This is a genomic window from Marinobacter shunpengi, from assembly GCF_045449695.1.
GTDB lineage: Bacteria > Pseudomonadota > Gammaproteobacteria > Pseudomonadales > Oleiphilaceae > Marinobacter.
This window is the reverse complement of record NZ_JBJJKZ010000018.1, coordinates 148,622-166,499: the sequence shown is the minus strand read 5'-3', so window position 1 is coordinate 166,499 and position 17,878 is coordinate 148,622. Positions and strand designations below refer to the sequence as shown.

General features: G+C 61.4%; 15 protein-coding genes. 13 read left to right on the top strand and 2 right to left on the bottom strand.

Annotated elements, in window-relative coordinates:
• The first annotated feature begins 138 nt into the window (after positions 1-138).
• The 10 genes from ACJO2E_RS17190 to ACJO2E_RS17145 all read left to right on the top strand — a co-directional run bounded on the left by ACJO2E_RS17190 (position 139) and on the right by ACJO2E_RS17145 (position 12,914).
• The gene (locus ACJO2E_RS17190; protein ID WP_406965475.1) at positions 139-1,689 is read left to right on the top strand and encodes a tannase/feruloyl esterase family alpha/beta hydrolase; all 1,551 of its coding nucleotides are present in this window, start codon (positions 139-141) and stop codon (positions 1,687-1,689) included.
• A gap of 372 nt (positions 1,690-2,061) precedes the next feature.
• Positions 2,062-3,321, top strand: coding sequence for a branched-chain amino acid ABC transporter substrate-binding protein (locus ACJO2E_RS17185; RefSeq protein ID WP_406965473.1), 1,260 nt, complete (start codon positions 2,062-2,064; stop codon positions 3,319-3,321).
• 71 nt (positions 3,322-3,392) lie between these two features.
• Positions 3,393-4,337 (top strand): branched-chain amino acid ABC transporter permease, encoded by a 945-nt coding sequence (locus ACJO2E_RS17180; RefSeq protein ID WP_406965472.1) that lies wholly within the window; start codon positions 3,393-3,395, stop codon positions 4,335-4,337.
• Between the two features lie 35 nt (positions 4,338-4,372).
• Positions 4,373-5,644 carry a branched-chain amino acid ABC transporter permease gene (locus ACJO2E_RS17175; RefSeq protein WP_406965471.1) on the top strand — a complete coding sequence of 424 codons (1,272 nt, stop codon included), beginning with the start codon at positions 4,373-4,375 and terminating at the stop codon, positions 5,642-5,644.
• Positions 5,641-6,396 (top strand): ABC transporter ATP-binding protein, encoded by a 756-nt coding sequence (locus tag ACJO2E_RS17170; RefSeq protein WP_406965470.1) that lies wholly within the window; start codon positions 5,641-5,643, stop codon positions 6,394-6,396. The genes ACJO2E_RS17175 and ACJO2E_RS17170 overlap by 4 nt, the downstream gene beginning before the upstream one ends.
• Positions 6,396-7,094 (top strand): ABC transporter ATP-binding protein, encoded by a 699-nt coding sequence (locus ACJO2E_RS17165; RefSeq protein ID WP_406965469.1) that lies wholly within the window; start codon positions 6,396-6,398, stop codon positions 7,092-7,094. Before ACJO2E_RS17170 ends, ACJO2E_RS17165 begins: the two co-directional genes overlap by 1 nt.
• Positions 7,095-7,162: 68 nt before the next feature.
• The gene (locus tag ACJO2E_RS17160; RefSeq protein ID WP_406965468.1) at positions 7,163-8,962 is read left to right on the top strand and encodes an acyl-CoA dehydrogenase; all 1,800 of its coding nucleotides are present in this window, start codon (positions 7,163-7,165) and stop codon (positions 8,960-8,962) included.
• Positions 8,963-9,182: 220 nt separating this feature from the next.
• Complete coding sequence (locus ACJO2E_RS17155) at positions 9,183-10,367, top strand: acetyl-CoA C-acyltransferase (RefSeq protein ID WP_406965467.1); 1,185 nt, start codon at positions 9,183-9,185, stop codon at positions 10,365-10,367.
• Positions 10,368-10,546: 179 nt separating this feature from the next.
• Complete coding sequence (locus ACJO2E_RS17150; protein WP_406965465.1) at positions 10,547-11,692, top strand: AI-2E family transporter; 1,146 nt, start codon at positions 10,547-10,549, stop codon at positions 11,690-11,692.
• Positions 11,693-11,825: 133 nt separating this feature from the next.
• Entirely contained in the window at positions 11,826-12,914 is a 1,089-nt protein-coding gene (locus tag ACJO2E_RS17145) for a GGDEF domain-containing protein (protein WP_406965463.1), read from the top strand.
• Here ACJO2E_RS17145 and ACJO2E_RS17140 read toward each other — a convergent pair.
• The gene (locus ACJO2E_RS17140) at positions 12,909-13,667 is read right to left on the bottom strand and encodes a ParA family protein (protein WP_406965461.1); all 759 of its coding nucleotides are present in this window, start codon (positions 13,665-13,667) and stop codon (positions 12,909-12,911) included. The two genes, ACJO2E_RS17145 and ACJO2E_RS17140, sit on opposite strands and share 6 nt — an antisense overlap.
• Positions 13,668-13,873: 206 nt before the next feature.
• On the opposite strand from ACJO2E_RS17140, the gene ACJO2E_RS17135 reads away from it, so the two are divergent.
• Both ACJO2E_RS17135 and ACJO2E_RS17130 read left to right on the top strand, forming a co-directional pair.
• Complete coding sequence (locus ACJO2E_RS17135) at positions 13,874-15,130, top strand: sensor histidine kinase (protein ID WP_406965460.1); 1,257 nt, start codon at positions 13,874-13,876, stop codon at positions 15,128-15,130.
• On the top strand, positions 15,123-15,653 hold the full coding sequence (locus ACJO2E_RS17130; protein WP_406965459.1) for a response regulator transcription factor: 531 nt from the start codon (positions 15,123-15,125) through the stop codon (positions 15,651-15,653). Before ACJO2E_RS17135 ends, ACJO2E_RS17130 begins: the two co-directional genes overlap by 8 nt.
• Positions 15,654-15,681: 28 nt before the next feature.
• On the opposite strand, the gene ACJO2E_RS17125 is transcribed toward ACJO2E_RS17130, so the two are convergent.
• Positions 15,682-16,341, bottom strand: a complete 660-nt coding sequence (locus ACJO2E_RS17125; protein ID WP_406965457.1) for an energy-coupling factor ABC transporter permease — start codon at positions 16,339-16,341, stop codon at positions 15,682-15,684.
• A 187-nt stretch (positions 16,342-16,528) separates the two neighbouring features.
• Between ACJO2E_RS17125 and gdhA the strand changes: the two genes are divergently transcribed.
• Positions 16,529-17,878, top strand: a complete 1,350-nt coding sequence (gene gdhA, locus ACJO2E_RS17120) for an NADP-specific glutamate dehydrogenase (RefSeq protein WP_406965456.1) — start codon at positions 16,529-16,531, stop codon at positions 17,876-17,878.

Here is a 17,878-nt window from a genome sequence, read left to right as displayed (position 1 = left end):
CTGGAGTTGTCAGGTATCGCGGTTGGTTGTATAGCCGTCACGCTGATAGCCGGCTGCGGAGATGGAGACAGTTCTTCCTCGACCGGGACCCCAAAGACCTGCGCAGAGCTGGCAGGGCTGGAGATTCCAGCGGAGGAGATGACTTTATCGACCTCCGGTGGCACGATTACAGACACAGAAGTGGTGGCGGCCAGCGGCAGCGGCGCCGCCACCATTCCTGAGCATTGCCTCGTCTCCGGGAGCATCGCCCCCATCGACCCGGACGCGCCCGACATTCTTTTCCAGGTGGCATTGCCAGCAGACTGGAACTCTAAGGTGCTCATGTTTGGTGGTGGCGGATTCAATGGCACCATCCCCGCCATTACCGGCAATGTCCCCCAGGGGGCCCCCGACGCGCTGACACCTCTTGGCCGGGGGTATGCCACCTTTGCCAGCGACTCCGGCCACCAGGCCAACGACTACGGCTCACAGGACGGACGCTGGGGACTCAATGAAGAGGCTGTGCGTAATTTTGCGGGCGACGCTCTCAAGAAGACCCGCGATGCCGCTCTCTTTATTGTTGGCAAGCGGTACGCCAGCGAACCCGAAAAACGCTACTTCGCCGGTGGTTCGACCGGCGGACGTGAGGCACTGACCAATATCCAGCGGTGGCCCGAAGACTGGGACGGTGCGATCGCCTGGTACCCGGCCTGGAACAACATGTCCGCATGGCTGGCCGGACAATATCTCAGCCTGGAACTGGCCAAGCCCGGCGCCTATCCTGATTCCGCCGAACGCCAGCTGCTGCTGGATGCTGCGCTGGAGTCCTGTGATGCTCTGGACGGGCTTGAGGATGACATCATCAGCGACCAGCGCCAGTGCAACGCCACCTTCGACCCGGCGACCGCGACCCTGAACGGCGTCGCCATCCGTTGCCCCGGAGGAGCGGATGACGGAAACCATTGCCTGTCCGATGCGCAGATTGATGCACTGAATGCCATGAACGATGGGGTAACCTTCCAGTTCGAACTGGCCAATGGTGAAACCGGGTACCCCGGCAGTAATGTCTGGGGCGCTGACCTGGGCATCACCTCCATCGACACGCCGATACAGCCCATTGTCGTGTTCCTCGCCCTGGGCACCAGCCAACCCGATACACCAATGCCACGTTCTGCTCCCTATCTGAGTGTGCTGGTGGACCAGTGGGTCAGGTATTCGGTGGCACAGGATGCCTCCTTCAATTCCTTCGACTTCGATCCGATCAATCCGCGACAGGAGTTTGCCGAGCGCATTAGTGAACTGAGCGTGCCCTTCAACGCCGGTACCGATATCTCCGAGTTTGCAAACGGTGGCGGCAAGCTGCTGCTGGCCCATGGCCTCGCGGATATCCTGGTCAGTTCCCGGGCCACCGAGATCTATTACGACCGGTTGGTTGACCAGATGGGCCAGGAAAAAGTGGACGGTTTTGTTCGCTACTATGAGGTTCCGGGGTTCGGGCACGGCGCCAGTTCTTTCTTCAACGCCACCTGGGACTCCCTCACCGCCCTGGAAGAGTGGGCGGAGCAGGACATCGCCCCGGAAGACCAGGTCACCACCGACACCGTTGGCAAGCCGGGCCGTACGCGGCCCTTGTGCGACTATCCGGCCTGGCCTCAGTATACCAGCGGCGGTGACCCGGATTCAGCCTCCTCGTTTGAGTGTGTGGAGTAGCCTTCCCGGCCGGCGCCGTGGGGAACCTACCTCCCGTGCGTCGGTCAGTCCCTTGAGCAGTGGCGAAGCTCCCAAAAAAACAAATCGGGAAATTCCGGACTCCCCCATGCAAAACTGCAATTTCCGGCTACAGTAAAAATCCGGTAAACGTGAAGTTGCCGGTTGAACTGATTGAGTTATTCAACTATACCTTTGATTCGTGGGATGAAATGCAAGCATCTGAATTCACCCAATTTCAGGAGGCATTTTCATAGCAAAAATATATCGCTCTTCAGATTGAATAGAACAAGCGCTCGCTATACAGTTTGAAACTCGAACCAACAATTACAAGAAATCCGCTGCCCTGTCGGCAGCGACAATCAGGAGAAAATCATGATCCGAAACAAGAAGACCGGAGTATTCACCGGCACCATGATTGGCCTTTCCATGGCCATTTCTTCCATCACCTACGCTCAGGACGGACCCATCCGTATCGCGTACATTGAGCCGCTTTCCGGGCCCTTCGCCAACGTCGGCGATGCCGGTCTCAAGCACTTCCGCTTCATTGCCGAAAAAATGAACGAACAGGGCGGCATCATGGGGCGCGATATCGAAATCGTCCCCATGGACAACAAGCAGAGCCCGTCAGAGTCGGTGCAACTGCTCCAACGTGCAGTAGATGAAGGCATCAACTTCGTCACCCAGGGCAACGGCTCCAACGTGGCCGGCGCTCTGGTCGAAGCAGTTGACCGGAACAACCGCCGTAACGAGGAAAACAAGGCACTGTACCTCAACTACGCCGCAGTGGACCCCGCCCTCACCAACGAGCGCTGCAGCTTCTATCACTTCCGCTGGGACGCCAACAGCGCCATCAAGCTGGAAGCCCTGGCCAATTACATGAAGACCCAGGACGACGCCATCGAAAAGATCTTCCTGATCAACCAGGACTATTCTCATGGCCAGTTCATCTCCAAGCGCATGAAGGAACTGGTTGGTGAGAAAAACCTGGATGCCGAGATCGTCGGTGATGTGCTGCACCCCATCGCCCAGGTGCGGGACTTCTCGCCCTACATCTCACGGATCCAGCAGTCCGGCGCAGACACCGTGGTTTCGGGTAACTGGGGTAACGATCTGTCGCTGCTGGTCCGCGCCATCGACAGTGCCGGTCTGGATGTAAACGTCTATACGTACTACGGCGGTGGCCTCGGTACACCAGCGGCGGTTGGCCCGCGGGGCGAAGACGTACTCTTTCAGGTCACCGAGTGGCACGCCGACGTAAACGTGGACGAAGGCCTGGAGGACTATGAGAAATGGTTCCAGGAATTCAAGAAGCGCTACCCTGAAATCGACTGGTACTACCACCGCATCTATAACCAGATGCACATGCTCAAGAAGGCCATTGAGGAAGTCGGTAGTTCCGATGACATCGATGCCATTGCCAAGGCACTGGAAGGCATGGACTATCAGTCCCCGACCGGCACCATCGCCATGCGTGCCCAGGACCACCAGATCCTGCAGCCCATGTACATCTCCGTCATGGACACTGAGGCCAAGTACGATGCCGACAACTCCGGTGTAGGCTTCCGCACCGTGGCCAACATTCCTGTGGAACAGGCCACGGACGAAACTTCCTGCAACATGAGACGTCCGTAAGCACCAGCCATACTCCGGTGGCGCAATGCCACCGGAGGTTTTCAGAACAATAAACCAGGATTCGTCTCACCATGCTCGAAACCATCGCTTATTCGATTTTCAATGGCGTGCTCTACGGTACGCTGCTGTTCATGATGTCCAGCGGCCTGACCCTGATCTTCGGGATGATGGGTGTCTTGAACTTCGCTCACGCCAGCTTTTACATGCTGGGGGCCTATTTCGCCTACACCCTCGGTCTGGGTACAGGCTTCTGGGTGGCCCTGTTCCTGGCTCCGATCGCTGTCGGCGCCATGGGAGCCCTGGTCGAACGGTACGGCCTGCGCCGTGTACACCAGTATGGCCACGTGCCGGAACTGCTTTTCACATTCGGCCTTGCCTATGTTATTGAGGAACTTGTCGCCCTCTTCTGGGGGACAGTGCCAGTGCCCTACAAGGCACCAGAAGCACTGAACACCACCGCTTTCGCCATGTTTGGACTGGATTATTCCTGGTTCAAGGTCTTTATCCTGCTCGTCGCTGTTGCGATGTTTGTTGGCCTCTGGATCCTGCTGAAAAAGACCCGGGCCGGCCTGATTATCCAGGGTGCCCTGTCCCGCCCCGATATGGTTGGCGCTCTGGGACACAATGTACCGATGGTATTCACCCTCGTGTTCGCCTTCGGTTGCGCCCTTGCCGGCCTCGGCGGTGTCGTTGGCGGGATTCACTTCGTGACCGACCCCGGCATGGCCTTCATGATGGGCCCGATCGTGTTCGTGGTCGTCGTTCTTGGTGGCCTCGGATCCGTTCCTGGCGCACTGGTCGCGTCACTGATCATTGGTATCCTGCAGACCTTCTTCCTGTCAGTGAACTTCTCCCTGGCGGACACCATTGGTGCATTGGGCATCGAGGATTCCGGCTTCTTCGGAGTACTCTGGCATATGGAAACCACCCGTATTGCCCCCGTCCTTCCATTCCTGCTGCTGGTGCTGACCCTGATCTTCAGACCCCGTGGCCTGTTCGGGAAGCGTGAAGCATGACAACCACAACAACAACGCAACAGGAAACCAAATCTATGGCTACCAATACCGCAGCAGGAAGCTCCAACCTGCTGAAGTTATGGCCCTGGGTGGTCGTACCCCTTGTGGCGATCGTGCTGCCGTTCATCTTTGACTCCGGCCATGCCATCAACCTGCTCAGCCACATGGGTATCGCCATCATCTTTGCCCTGTCCTACAACATGCTGCTGGGCAACACCGGCCTGCTGTCCTTCGGACATGCAGTCTATTACGGCCTTGGCGCCTACGTCGCCATGCACCTGCTGCGCAGCATCAACGATGCCGGAGGTGAAGGCCTCCCCATTGAGCTGCTGCCCCTGGTGGGCGCCGGTGCCGGTCTGCTCTTTGGCATCGTTTTCGGCTCCTTCTCGGTTCGCCGGGCGGGCGTGGTGTTTGCCATGATCACCCTGGGGCTCGGGGCCCTGGTGCATTCAAGCTCCCTGATGTTCACCGACTTCTTCGGTGGCGAGGCAGGGCTTTTCGGTGACCGCACCTATGCGCCGTCACTGCTGGGGGTGGATTACGGCTCCAGCCGGAACGTCTACTTCCTGGTCGTGGCCTGGGCATTGATAGCTGCCATACTCATCTTCCTGCTCCGGAAAACGCCCCTGGGCTGGATGGCCAATGCGGTTCGGGACAACCCGGAACGGGCCCAGTTCGTGGGCTACAATCCGACCATCGTCCGCTTCATCCAGTTTGCCCTGTCAGCCTGTTTCGCAGGTCTCGCAGGCGGGCTCTTCGTGATCACCGACGAGATCGTCAACGACGAAGTGGTCGGTCAGATCCAGTCCGGCGCGGTACTGCTGGGCACCTACATCGGCGGTATCGGCTATTTCGTGGGCCCGATCGTCGGCGCAACTCTGGTGACCTTCCTGGAGAGCTCCCTGTCTTCTTATACCGAGGCGTGGGTTCTCTATTTCGGCCTGCTGTTCATCGCCATTGTCATGTTCGCCCCCATGGGACTGGTGGGCATCCTGCACATGCAATACCTCAACTGGAAAGCCGGTGGCTGGAAAGGCAACACTGGCGTCCGGCTGTACATTCTGTTGGCTGGCCTGGTGGGCATCTTCGGTCTGATCTGCGTGATCGAACTGTCCTACCATTACTTCCGCAGCTGGGACCCAAGCGCTCCCTTTGGCCTGATGGGCTTTACCGTTAACGCCACCAATGTACTGCCCTGGCTGGTGTGTTTTGGTATCGCCATCATCGGTTTCGGGCTGATGCTGTTCCACGGCAACCCGATGCTCAAACGCAAACTTGGCGCCAAGTCTGACGGAGGTAAAGCATGACTACCCGCAACGCACTGGAACTCAAGGGCGTCAAGAAGAACTTCGGTCGCGCCGAGATCATCCGCGGCGTCGACCTTGACGTTCACGAACACGAACGCCACATCATCATCGGCCCCAACGGGGCCGGGAAGTCGACCCTGTACAACCTGATCAGCGGCCGCATGAAGGTGTCGGACGGCTCCATCAAGCTGTTCGGCAACGATATCCACAACATGCCGGCCCACAAGGTCAACCGCATGGGCCTGAGCCGCAGTTTCCAGGTGACCAACCTGTTCCAGAACATGACGGTCATGCAGAACCTGCGTTGCTCACTACTCTGGTCCGAGGGTCACAAATACGCGTTCTGGAAAAGCGTACTCGGCCAGGATACCGTCACCCACCGGGCAAATGAGCTGGCGGAGCAACTGAACCTGACCAAGCAGGCCAACACCCCGGCGTCACTGCTTACCTACGCCGAGCAGCGTGCGCTGGAGATTGGCTGTACCGTCGCCTCCGGCGCCAAGGTCATCCTGCTGGACGAGCCCACCGCGGGCATGAGCCGTACCGAAGCCAACGACGTGATCCAGCTGATCCAGCGCATGACTGGGGAAAACACCCTGGTGGTGGTGGAACACGACCTGAACGTGGTCTTCGAACTGGCGGACCGGATTTCCGTACTGGTGTACGGCGAGATCATCGCCACCGGCACCCCGGAAGACATCCGCAATAACGCGGCGGTTCAGGAAGCCTATCTCGGTACGGAGGTCCACTGATGCTCAAGATCCAGGATTTGAACGCCTATTATGGCAAAAGCCACGTACTTCGTGGTGTCAACATGTCGGTCGAACGCGGCGAAGTGGTCAGCCTGCTGGGCCGCAACGGGGTGGGTCGCTCCACCCTCTGCAAGGCCGTCATGGGGCTGGTGTCACCGGTGGGCCACGTGGAGTTCGATGGCAACACCCTCAGCGGCAGGCAGCCCCACGAGATCGCCCACGCCGGTATTGGCTATGTGCCGGAGGATCGTGCTATTTTCCCCGGCCTGTCCGTGCACCAGAACCTGGAGCTGGGCATGAAGAAGAAAGGCCAGACCGGGGAGAAATGGACCCTGGACAAGGTCTATGAGTGGTTCCCCCGCCTCAAGGAACGGGAACATACCCCGGCGGAAGTGCTGTCCGGCGGTGAGCAGCAGATGCTCAGCATGTTCCGGGCACTGATGGGCGACCCACAATGCATCCTGGTGGACGAACCCACCGAAGGTCTTGCCCCCAAGGTGGTGGCCGATGTGGCCGCGATACTCAAGCAGATGGCCGAGGACGGCCTTGCTGTGTTGCTGGTGGAGCAGAAGCTCTCCATCGCACTGGATATCGCTGATCGCATCTACATCATGGGTGAAGGGGAAATTGTCTTTGAAGGCACCCCCGAAGACCTGAAAAACAACCCCGAAATCCGCAAAGAGTGGCTGGAGGTTTAGCAAGCTGAACGTCCCGCCGACCCGGAGCCAGGCGGCTCCGGGTCCCTTACCCCCGGAAAACTGCAACCATGGCAACCCTGCTCAACGATCGCGACCTGCAATTCCAACTCTATGAAGTGCTGAACACCGACGCCCTGCTGGAACGGTCCCGCTATGCGGACCATGACCGTGGCACCTTCGACGCCACCCTCAACACTGCACGGGATATCGCCGCCCAGTACTTCGCCCCTCACAACCAGAAGGGCGATGCCAACGAACCCACCTTCGACGGCGAAAAAGTCAGCCTGATCCCGGAGACCCAGACGGCCTGGAACGCCTTTGCAGAAGCCGGCTTCCTGGCATCGCACCATGATTTCGACGATGGCGGCTCCCAGTTACCGGAAGTGGTGCTGCGGGCCAGCATGGCCTACTTCAACGCCACCAACGTCTCCAGCACCGCCTACTCCTTCCTCACCATCGGCGCCGCCAACCTGCTCAAGAGCTTCGGCAGCGACGAACTGAAGGACAAGTACCTGCCCGCCATGCTGGACGGTCGCTACAGCGGCACCATGGCACTCACCGAACCCGGCCAGGGCTCCGCCCTGGGTGACCTGAAGACCCTGGCCCGCCCCACAGACGACGGCAGCTACCGCCTGTTCGGCAACAAGATGTTCATCTCTGGCGGTGACCACGAACTGACCGACAACATCGTGCACATGGTGCTCGCCCGCATTGAGGGTGCGCCTGCCGGTGTTCGCGGAATCTCCCTGTTCCTGGTGTCCAAATTCCACGTCAACGACGATGGCAGCCGGGGCGACCGCAACGACGTGGCCCTGGCCGGCCTGCTGCACAAGATGGGCTACCGCAACACCACATCCACCGTGCTCAACTTCGGCGAGAAAGGCGGCGCCGTGGGCTACCTGGTGGGCGAACCCCACAAGGGCCTGGGCTACATGTTCCAGATGATGAACGAAGCCCGTATCGGCGTCGGCCTGGGCGCCGCCGCTATGGGCTACCAGAGCTACCTGGAAGCCCTCGACTACGCCCGCGACCGTCCCCAGGGGCGCCCCGTGAGCAACAAGCACCCGGAATCCCCCCAGGTGAACATCGTCGAGCACGCCGACGTACGCCGCATGCTGCTGATGCAGAAGGCCTACGCCGAAGGCAGCCTGGCCCTGTGCCTCTACGCCAGCACCCTGGTGGAGGATGCCAACACCGCCGACAACGACAGCGAACGCAAGGCCGCCGCCGAACTGCTGGACCTGATCACCCCCATGGTCAAGACCTGGCCGTCGAAATACGGCGTGATCGCCTCCGACCTGGGCATCCAGGTGCTCGGCGGCGCCGGCTACACCCGGGAATACCCACTGGAACAACTCTATCGTGACAACCGGCTGAACCCGATCCACGAAGGCACCGAAGGCATCCAGGGCATCGATCTGCTGGGCCGCAAGCTGGGCCCGAAAGGCGGCGATGGCTACGCGGAGTTCCAGCGCCGTATCCACGCAACCCTGGAGGACGCCGCCGACATGGCAACCTGCGGCCCGTTCGTCCACCAGCTACGGGAAGCCCTGGTACTACTGGTCGGCGTCACTGCGGACCTCCAGCAGCAACTGGCGAACGATCCGGACCACGGCCTGTCCAATGCAACAATGTACCTGGATATGTTCGGCAGGGTACTGGTGGGCTGGATCTGGCTGAAGCAGGCCATGGTGGCCGAACAGGCACTGGCTGACGGCGCCTCGGGCACCGAAGAGGCCTTTTACCGTGGTAAGATCCACACCGCCCGTTATTTCATGGACTGGGAACTGGCACCGCTGGAGGGCTACGCCCGCCTGCTGAGCGCCGGCAACCGGGACAATATCGATATGGAGAACGACTGGTTCTGAATTTCCTCTGCCAAGGCAGGGGCTTTTCGTCTCCAAAGCGGTTACCCGAAAAGCCGAAGCGAGCAGGCGGGAATGACTTTCCGGGACCTTCAAAAACAGGGACGTTTTTGAAGAGCCTCCACGGACGGATTCACGGCGTGTCCCGGAAAGTCATACCCGCCTGCTTGCCTCACCCGCAATACGAGCCTCGAACTCCAAAACCATCAAGAGGAAGAGAATCATGAGAGAAGCCGTCATCGTATCCACCGCCCGCACGCCCATCGGCAAGGCGTTCAAGGGCCTGTTCAACAACACCAAGTCCCCCACCATGGCCTCCTTCGCCATCAAGGCCGCGGTAGAACGCGCCAAGGTCGATCCGGCGGAAATCGAAGACCTGATCATGGGTACCGCCATGCCTGCCGGTACCGCCGGCATGAACGTAGGCCGCCTGTCCGCACTGGCCTCTGGTCTGCCCCAGGACGTCAGCGGCATGACTATGGACCGCCAGTGCGCCTCCGGCCTGATGGCCATCGCCACCGCCGCCAAGCAGATCATGTTCGACGGCCAGGACGTCGCCATTGGTGCCGGCCAGGAAAGCATCTCCCGGGTCCAGCAGAAAAACTTCGAATGGATGGCCGCCGAGCGTGACGAAACCGTGATCAAGCACGCCGAGCACGCCTACATGCCCATGCTCCAGACCGCCGAGAACGTCGCCAAGGTCTACGGTATCAGCCGTGAAGCCCAGGACGAATACTCCCTGCAGTCACAGCAGCGCACCGCCGCCGCCCAGGAAAAAGGCCTGTTCGACGACGAAATCGTACCGGTCACCACCACCAAGGCGGTGATGGACAAGGAAACCAAGGAAGTCAGCTACGAAGAAGCCACCCTCGACAAGGACGAAGGCAACCGCCCGTCCACCCAACTCGAAGGTCTGGCGGGACTCAACCCCGTCATCGAAGGCGGCTGCATCACCGCCGGCAACGCGAGCCAGCTCTCTGACGGTGCCGCCGCCTGCGTACTGATGGACTCCAAGCTCGCCGAACAGCGCGGCCTGCAGCCACTGGGCGCCTACCGTGGCATGGCTGTCGCCGGCCTCAAGCCCGAGGAGATGGGCATCGGTCCCGTCTACGCCGTACCCAAGCTGCTCAAGCAGCACGGCCTGAAGATCGACGACATCGGCCTGTGGGAACTCAACGAAGCCTTCGCCGTACAGGTGCTGTACTGCCGCGACAAGCTGGGCATCCCCAACGATCGCCTGAACGTCAACGGCGGCGCCATCTCCATCGGCCACCCCTACGGCATGAGCGGTGCCCGCATGGTTGGTCACGCCCTGCTGGAAGGCAAGCGTCGTGGCGTGAAATACGTGGTCGTCACCATGTGTGTCGGCGGTGGCATGGGTGCGGCGGGGCTGTTCGAAGTCCTGTAAACCGCCGTCTCAACAAGGTCCGGGCGCAGCTGCTACTGGATCGCACCTTGCCGGTCGCCCCCGGGCGGCCGGCATCTGCCAATCCTTACCAAACCATTAATCCATCACCGGGTTTCTGTACCCTGCCGCGTCTGGTTGCGATGATGTAGTCATCGGCCATCCACAGGAGCAGGGACGGAATGAGCAGTCGCCAAGACAGACCCTCACCCTCCGGCGACCGCCAGAGCGGTTCATCGGTTGCCGCCAACCCCATCAACTTCCGCAATATCGCTCCCATTGTCATAGCCGGCATGGGGTTCATCGTATTCCTGGACTGGGCCCAGGCGATCCTGCTGCCACTGGCCGCCGGCATACTGACCAGCTATGCCCTGGACCCACTAGTCAGCGCGGTGGACCGATTACATGTTCCCCGCCCCATCAGCGCCGCCCTGGTACTCAGTTGTCTGATCGCCATCCTGGCACTGGCCGCCATGCCCCTGCACGGTGAAGCCATGAAGATGCTGGAGCGCATTCCCCCGGCGCTTCAGGAGTTCGAACGTCAGAGCGCCCGCGCCCCCCGGTCCGAGAGTCTGATGGAGAAGGCCCAGGAAGCAGCCAAGGAAATCGAGGAAAGCGCCGCGGAAGAGGATCAGCATGACCAGGTCCGTGCCACCCGGGTACGCATTGTCGAAGAGCCCTTCAGCATCCGTAACTACCTGATGAACCGTGCCTCCGGCGGCATCGTGCTGGTCAGTCAGCTCGTTTCGGTACTGTTCCTGGTTTACTTCGTCCTGGCCACCGGCACCCTCTACAAGCGCAAGATCGTGCGCCTGTCCGGTCCCGGGTTCCACGGCATGCGCAAGGCCGCCCGCATGCTGAAGGAGTTCCACAGCCAGATGCGGCGTTTCATCTTCGTCATGTTCCTGGGTGCCATGTTCGTCGGGGTGCTCACCTGGCTGGCGTTCCTGCTGCTGGGCGTTGAACAGGCGATCCTGTGGGGTGTCATGGCCGGCGTGGCCAGCGCCGTGCCCTACCTCGGCCCCTTCCTGGTGCTAGTGGGCTCCGGCGCCGCCGCCTTTATCCAGTTCGGTTCCCTGGACATGGCGATCCTGGTGGCCGGCGCCTCACTCATTATCACCAGCATCCAGGGCTACCTGCTGACTCCCTGGCTCACGGCCCGGGTATCCAGCCTCAATGCCGTGGTCATCTTTATCGGCCTGCTGTTCTGGGGCTGGCTGTGGGGGCCGGTAGGGCTGATCCTGGCAACACCGTTGCTGATGATGACCAAGACCCTCTGCGATCATGTGGAAAACCTGCAGGGAGTCGGGGAACTGTTGGGAAAATAGCCACACTGACTATTTTAACGACAGTCATTTTGTGATCCAATTCTCACCGGGCCAAAGACTTCGCCGTCGTCAACACAGGATGCCACCCGGCACCTCTCCGGCAGGGCCCAAGGGACTTATCAGGATTGCACGTATGGACGCTCATCCCGACACACTGACCCAACTCGCCCGACCCCATCGTAAAGCCGTGCTGGTGGCCCTGCTGTGGATCACCATTGGCAGCGGGATACTGTTCGGCTTTCTGAACGCCTTCAGGGGCTACCTGCCCCTGTCGTTGCTGGAATGGGGAATGGCTCTATATTCGGCCTTCCTGCTGTTTGCGGTTCGCCGTACGCGTCACCTGGAGCGATGGATACTCGCGTATATCCTGCCCTTTTTTACAGCCATGATGGCTGCCGTCGCTACTCCCGAGGCCAGTGTGACGGTGTTCGGCTGGGTCCTGCTGATCCCGCTGGTGGGACATCTGTTACTGGGCCGGCGCCTGGGCATGGTCGTTACCCTGTGCTTCCTTGCTGTTGCAACCGCGATTTTTCTCTACAAGTTCCGTGGTGATACAGCGGTGATGGATATACGCTCGGTGGCCAATATGGTGATCCTGACCGCGTGCATTACGGTGTTCTCCCACGTCTACGAGGTCAGCCGGGAGCGCAGCGAGATACAGCTCCTGAAGATGGCCCAGACCGACTTCCTCACCGGCCTGCCCAATCGTTCGCGGATCAAGGTCTTCTTCGAACGTGAACGCAGTCGTGCCGGTCGTGAACAGCAGCCCCTGTCATTGCTGATTGTCGACCTGGACCACTTCAAGCAGGTGAATGACCGTTTCGGTCACGAGGCCGGCGACCGGGCCCTGGTCTTCTTTGCCGACCTGCTCAAGCACCGGCTACGGGCCACGGACCTGGCCGGGCGCCTGGGCGGGGAGGAGTTCGGCATCATTCTGGTGAACACCGCCACCAACACCGCCATCCAGGTGGCGGAAGACCTGCGGCAGGCGCTGGCCGATGCCGACCTTCGACACGACGGTCAGTTGATTCCCCTGACCATGAGCATTGGCGTGGCGGAACTGGGAGTGGATGGCCAAAGCCTGCAGGACCTGCTGGCCGTTGCTGACCAGCGTCTCTATCAGGCCAAGGACCAGGGACGGAATCAGGTCGTGCCACCGCTTGCTGGCCAGCCCCGGGCCCCGTCCGGCCAGACCGTGAGCGGACCGGAACAGATCCTATAACTTCAGGGAGCGCTTGCCCTTGGTGAGACCACGCCACAGCAGGCGATAGGACAATGCCGCCGTGGATCGCGGTGCAAACCAGTGCACCGGCTGGCGCTTCTCTCCCATCCGCTCCACATCACTGGCGTAGGGGATATAGCCGGGCATCAGGCCGGTCAGCTCCTGGGGTGGTGACTGCAACAACTGCCGGTGCAGGTTCTTGCGCCGGTCGGCCATGGTCCAGAAGGGTTGGAACCTGCCGCTGTCCAGCTTCTTGTCGGCGATGAATTCCTGCATCTGATGCCAGCTATTGAGGGACAACCAGGTAGGCACCAGAGGCACCAGCACCCGGTCGGATACCCGGAACACCTGCTCCGCCAGCCGCGACAGCGACGGCGGGCAGTCCAGCACCACCAGCCCATAGTCCTCCCCCAGTGGTTCCAGCCAGTCGGCGAGGGTCCTGTTGTCGCCGTGTTTCTCCAGTTGCAGGTCGATATTGCGGAAGCTGACATCCGCGGGAATCAGGTCCAGGTTCTCAATCCCGGTTGGCACGATGGTCTTGCCGATAGGGGTCTTGCCCTTCACCAGCCTGCCCGCCTTGGGCACCCGGGCGCTGGCGCCGGTGTTGCCGAAATACCAGCTCACCGCGCCCTGCGGATCCAGGTCCCACAACAGGGTCGGTATCCCCTCTTCCGCGGCCAGGGCGGCCACATTGGACGCTGCCGCTGTCTTGCCCACGCCGCCCTTGAGATTATGAAACGCGATGATCTTCAATGGCTGTGCCCCGTCCGTTGAATGGATTAATCCTTTTCCTTATGACCGTCCACCACCCCTGGCTGTCGCCCTCCAGCGGTGATCAGGGAAGTCAGTATAACCGTCCTGCCCCATACTGCTACAGTCCCGGTACAGGCCGACAAGAACCCCGGAATGGGACAGAATGTCGCGGCACCCCTGAGCGGCAATGGCGATATAATTCCCCCATGAAACTGCATACCATTTCCCAGGCGGGCTTCCGCCAGTCCGCCCGCTACCTGCTGCTGATGCGGCTGTCCATTGTCAGCATGGAATGGCTGGCGCTGGTGGCACTGTCGTTCCTGGCCCCGTCCCTGGCCGGGCCGGCCCCGTTACTGGTCACCCTGGCCCATGCCCTGTTTGCCGCCGCAAGCTGGCTGTGGCTGACCTGGCACCCGCCCCGGCTTGCCCTGCCGGTCAGTTTCTCGCTGGGGGCCGACACGATTGCCCTGGGTGTCTGGCTGGCACTGACGGGTGGCTTTGCCAACCCGCTGGTGTCCCTGCTGCTACTTCCCCTGGTGACCGGGTTGGTGCTGGTCCCGCTGCGGCAGAACCTGGTGATAACCCTGCTGGCCATCGGCATCTACACGCTGCTGATCCTGTTTCCCGCCCCGCCACCTGCCGGCCTGTCCCGGAACGACTACATGCACCTGCACCTGATGGGTATGTGGGGCACCTTCGCCCTGACTGCCACCATCATGCTGGTGGTGGTCGGCTCCCTGGCCGGTCGCCTGCGGGAACAGCAACAGGCCCTGTCCCAAAGCCGTGAAGACCGCCTGCGGGATGAACAGATCATTGCCCTGGGCCTGTCCGCCGCCAACGTCGCCCACCGGCTGGGCACCCCGCTGAACACCATGACTCTGGTAGTGGATGACCTGACATCACTGCCCGAGGCCCAACCTTTCCGGGACGACCTGGAACTGCTGGAGCAACAGATCGGAATCTGCCAAAGCCAGCTACAAACCATGACCGAAGCTGCGGTTCAGTGCCGCGAGGCCGCCACCGAGGCCATCACCCTCAGCCAGTGGCTGCACCGGCTGCGGGAGTCCGCCACCCTGCTATGGCCGGATGCCCCCATTCGCTGGCCGAAGACGCCGCCGGACCTGACCGTGCAGGTGGATGCCACCCTGGACCAAGCCGTCCTCAACCTGCTGGCCAATGCCCTGCGGGCCAGCCCCCGGGGCGTGACGGTCGGAGCGGACGACGAAGCGGGCAGGGCCCGGCTAAGGATTGTGGACCAGGGCAGCGGCATCGGCGATACCCTGCCCGGACAGCGGCCGGTTGCGTCCGAGCAGGGCCTTGGGGTGGGCCTGTTCCTCTCCAACGCCACCATCCAGCGGTTGGGCGGCCAACTCAGTGCCGAGGCCCGCACCGATGGCCAGGACCGGGGCACCACCATGACCATCGACCTTCCCGCCCGGTATGCGGAGCCCGCCCATGACTGAGCCCTGCTGGTTGCTGGTCGACGATGACGAAACCTTCGCCCACACCCTGGCCCGCTCCCTGGGGCGCCGGGGCATCGGCACCGAGGTTGCCCTCGACCCCGGGCAGGCCCTGGAACGGCTGGCCCGCAGCCGGGCAAATCGGTGTGTGCTGGACCTGAACCTGGCCGGGGAGAGCGGGCTTCAACTGCTCCCGGAACTGCTGGCGGTAAGGCCTGAGCTGGAAGTGCTGATCCTCACCGGCTACGGCAGCATTGCCACGGCGGTGGAAGCCATGCGCAAGGGGGCGGTGAACTACCTGTGCAAACCGGTCACGGCGGACCAGATCATCGAGGGCTTCCAGCCGGAACGGCAGGAACCGTCGCTACGGCGCCAGCCGCCGTCGGTGGAGGAGCTGGAGTGGGAACACATCCAGCGGGTGCTGGCCGAACATGATGGCAACATCTCCGCCACCGCCCGGGCCCTCAACATGCACCGCCGCACCCTTCAGCGCAAGCTGGGCAAACATTCCCGCTGGCGGGAGTAAAGGAGGACAGAAGTGCTCCCGGTATCGACTACCGGTACCGTCGTTCGTCCAGGGTGGTCAGCATCTCCGGATGGAAGACCATCAGCCCGGTGACCACGGTGCCATTCACGAAGCCCTCCGGCAGGACGATCAGCGGCAGGTAGCGCAGGTAATCGTGCACCAGGTGGTACCAGTCATAGACGCCGGTGAGCCACAGCAGGGCCACCATGGTCAGCCCCGCCGCCCCGACCGAGGCGCCAGCACCGAAGAAACCGCAGAAGAAGATATAGGCAAAGAAGTTACGGAAGTTCACCCACCGTTCCCACCGCATGATGGCGTGGGTGACCAGGGCCGGCACCATCACCGTAATCAGGCCATTGACCGCAAACAGACTGAGGGGCTCCCGGCCGGTGATCACCACGATCACCAGCGCCAGCAGCCCGGAGAAGACCGCCAGGCGCCAGCCCAGCATGAGGGTGACCGCGGTCATGCCGAAGATATGGATGCTCAGCCCCGGCGACAGCCCCGCCCGCAACTGCCACAGGAAGCCCAGCACCACGGCAGCACCGAACAGGCTGTGCTGCAGTCGCTGGTTCGCCGTCAGCGCCGTCCAGTCGGTCTGCCGGATGGCGCGAATCAGGATGCCCGCAAACAGCATTCCGGTGATCACCAGCAGCCATCCGGGGAACAGATTGTCAGTCAGGCCCATAGGCAGTTCATCCGCAGAGACAGGAGCGATGGACGGGTTGCTTCGACAGGGGCCAACAGCTTGCCACGAGTGCATCAACAGGTGAAGTGCCGAAAAATCCTGTCGACGCCAATTGCTTATATTGCACTGCCGTGGTGCAATCACTGCCCTAAAGATTCATATAGCCCCTTACTTCTGGAGATCAATAATGGCTGCACGCCTGGACGAAAAGCTTGAACCCATTTTCCGGGATGTCCTGCACCGGAACCCCGGTGAGTCGGAATTCCACCAGGCCGTCCACGAGGTCCTGGAAACGCTGGGCCCGGTCCTGGTGAAGTACCCGGAGTTCGTGGAGAAGAAGGTCATCCAGCGCATCTGCGAGCCGGAGCGTCAGATTATTTTCCGCGTGCCCTGGCAGGACGACCAGGGCGAGATCCACATCAACCGGGCCTTCCGGGTGGAGTTCAACAGCGCCCTGGGGCCTTACAAGGGTGGCATGCGGTTCCACCCCTCCGTCTACCTGGGCATCATCAAGTTCCTGGGCTTTGAGCAGATCTTCAAGAACGCGCTCACCGGCCTGCCCATCGGCGGCGGCAAGGGCGGTAGTGACTTCGACCCCAAGGGCAAGTCCGACGACGAAATCATGCGCTTCTGCCAGAGCCTGATGACCGAGCTGTACCGTCACCTGGGGGAATACACGGATGTGCCCGCCGGCGACATCGGAGTGGGGGGCCGCGAGATCGGCTACCTGTTCGGCCAGTACAAGCGCATCACCAACCGCTATGAATCCGGCGTACTCACCGGCAAGGGCCTGGACTGGGGCGGCAGTCGTGCCCGTACCGAGGCCACCGGTTTCGGCACCGTGTTCTTTACCCAGGAGATGCTCCGGGCCCGAGGCGACTCCCTGGACGGCAAGACCGTGGTGGTGTCCGGTTCCGGCAACGTAGCCATCTACGCCATCGAGAAAGCACACCAGCTGGGCGCGAAAGTCATCGCCTGCTCCGACTCCGGCGGCATCATCGTGGACGAAAAGGGTATCGACCTGGCAACCGTCAAGCGCCTCAAGGAAGTGGAGCGCCGACGCATTAGTGCTTACGCCGATGCTCATAAGCACGCGAAGTATGTGGAAGATGGCAACATCTGGAGCGTTCCCTGTGACGTGGCGCTGCCCTGCGCCACCCAGAACGAACTCAACGGCGCTGATGCCAAGACCCTGGTGGAGAACGGCTGCATCGCTGTGGCGGAGGGTGCCAATATGCCCACCACCCCGGAGGGTATCCAGATCTTCCAGGAGGCAAAGCTATCCTACGGGCCCGGCAAAGCCGCCAATGCCGGTGGTGTCGCCACCAGTGCCCTGGAAATGCAGCAGAACGCCAGTCGCGATTCATGGACCTTCGACTACACTGAGAAGCGCCTGGAGGAGATCATGATCAACATCCACAAGAGCTGCTTCGAAACCGCCGACGAGTTCGGTTCGCCGGGCAACTATGTGCTTGGCGCCAACGTTACCGGCTTTATCAAGGTGGCCCGGGCGATGGACGCCATGGGCCTGATCTGA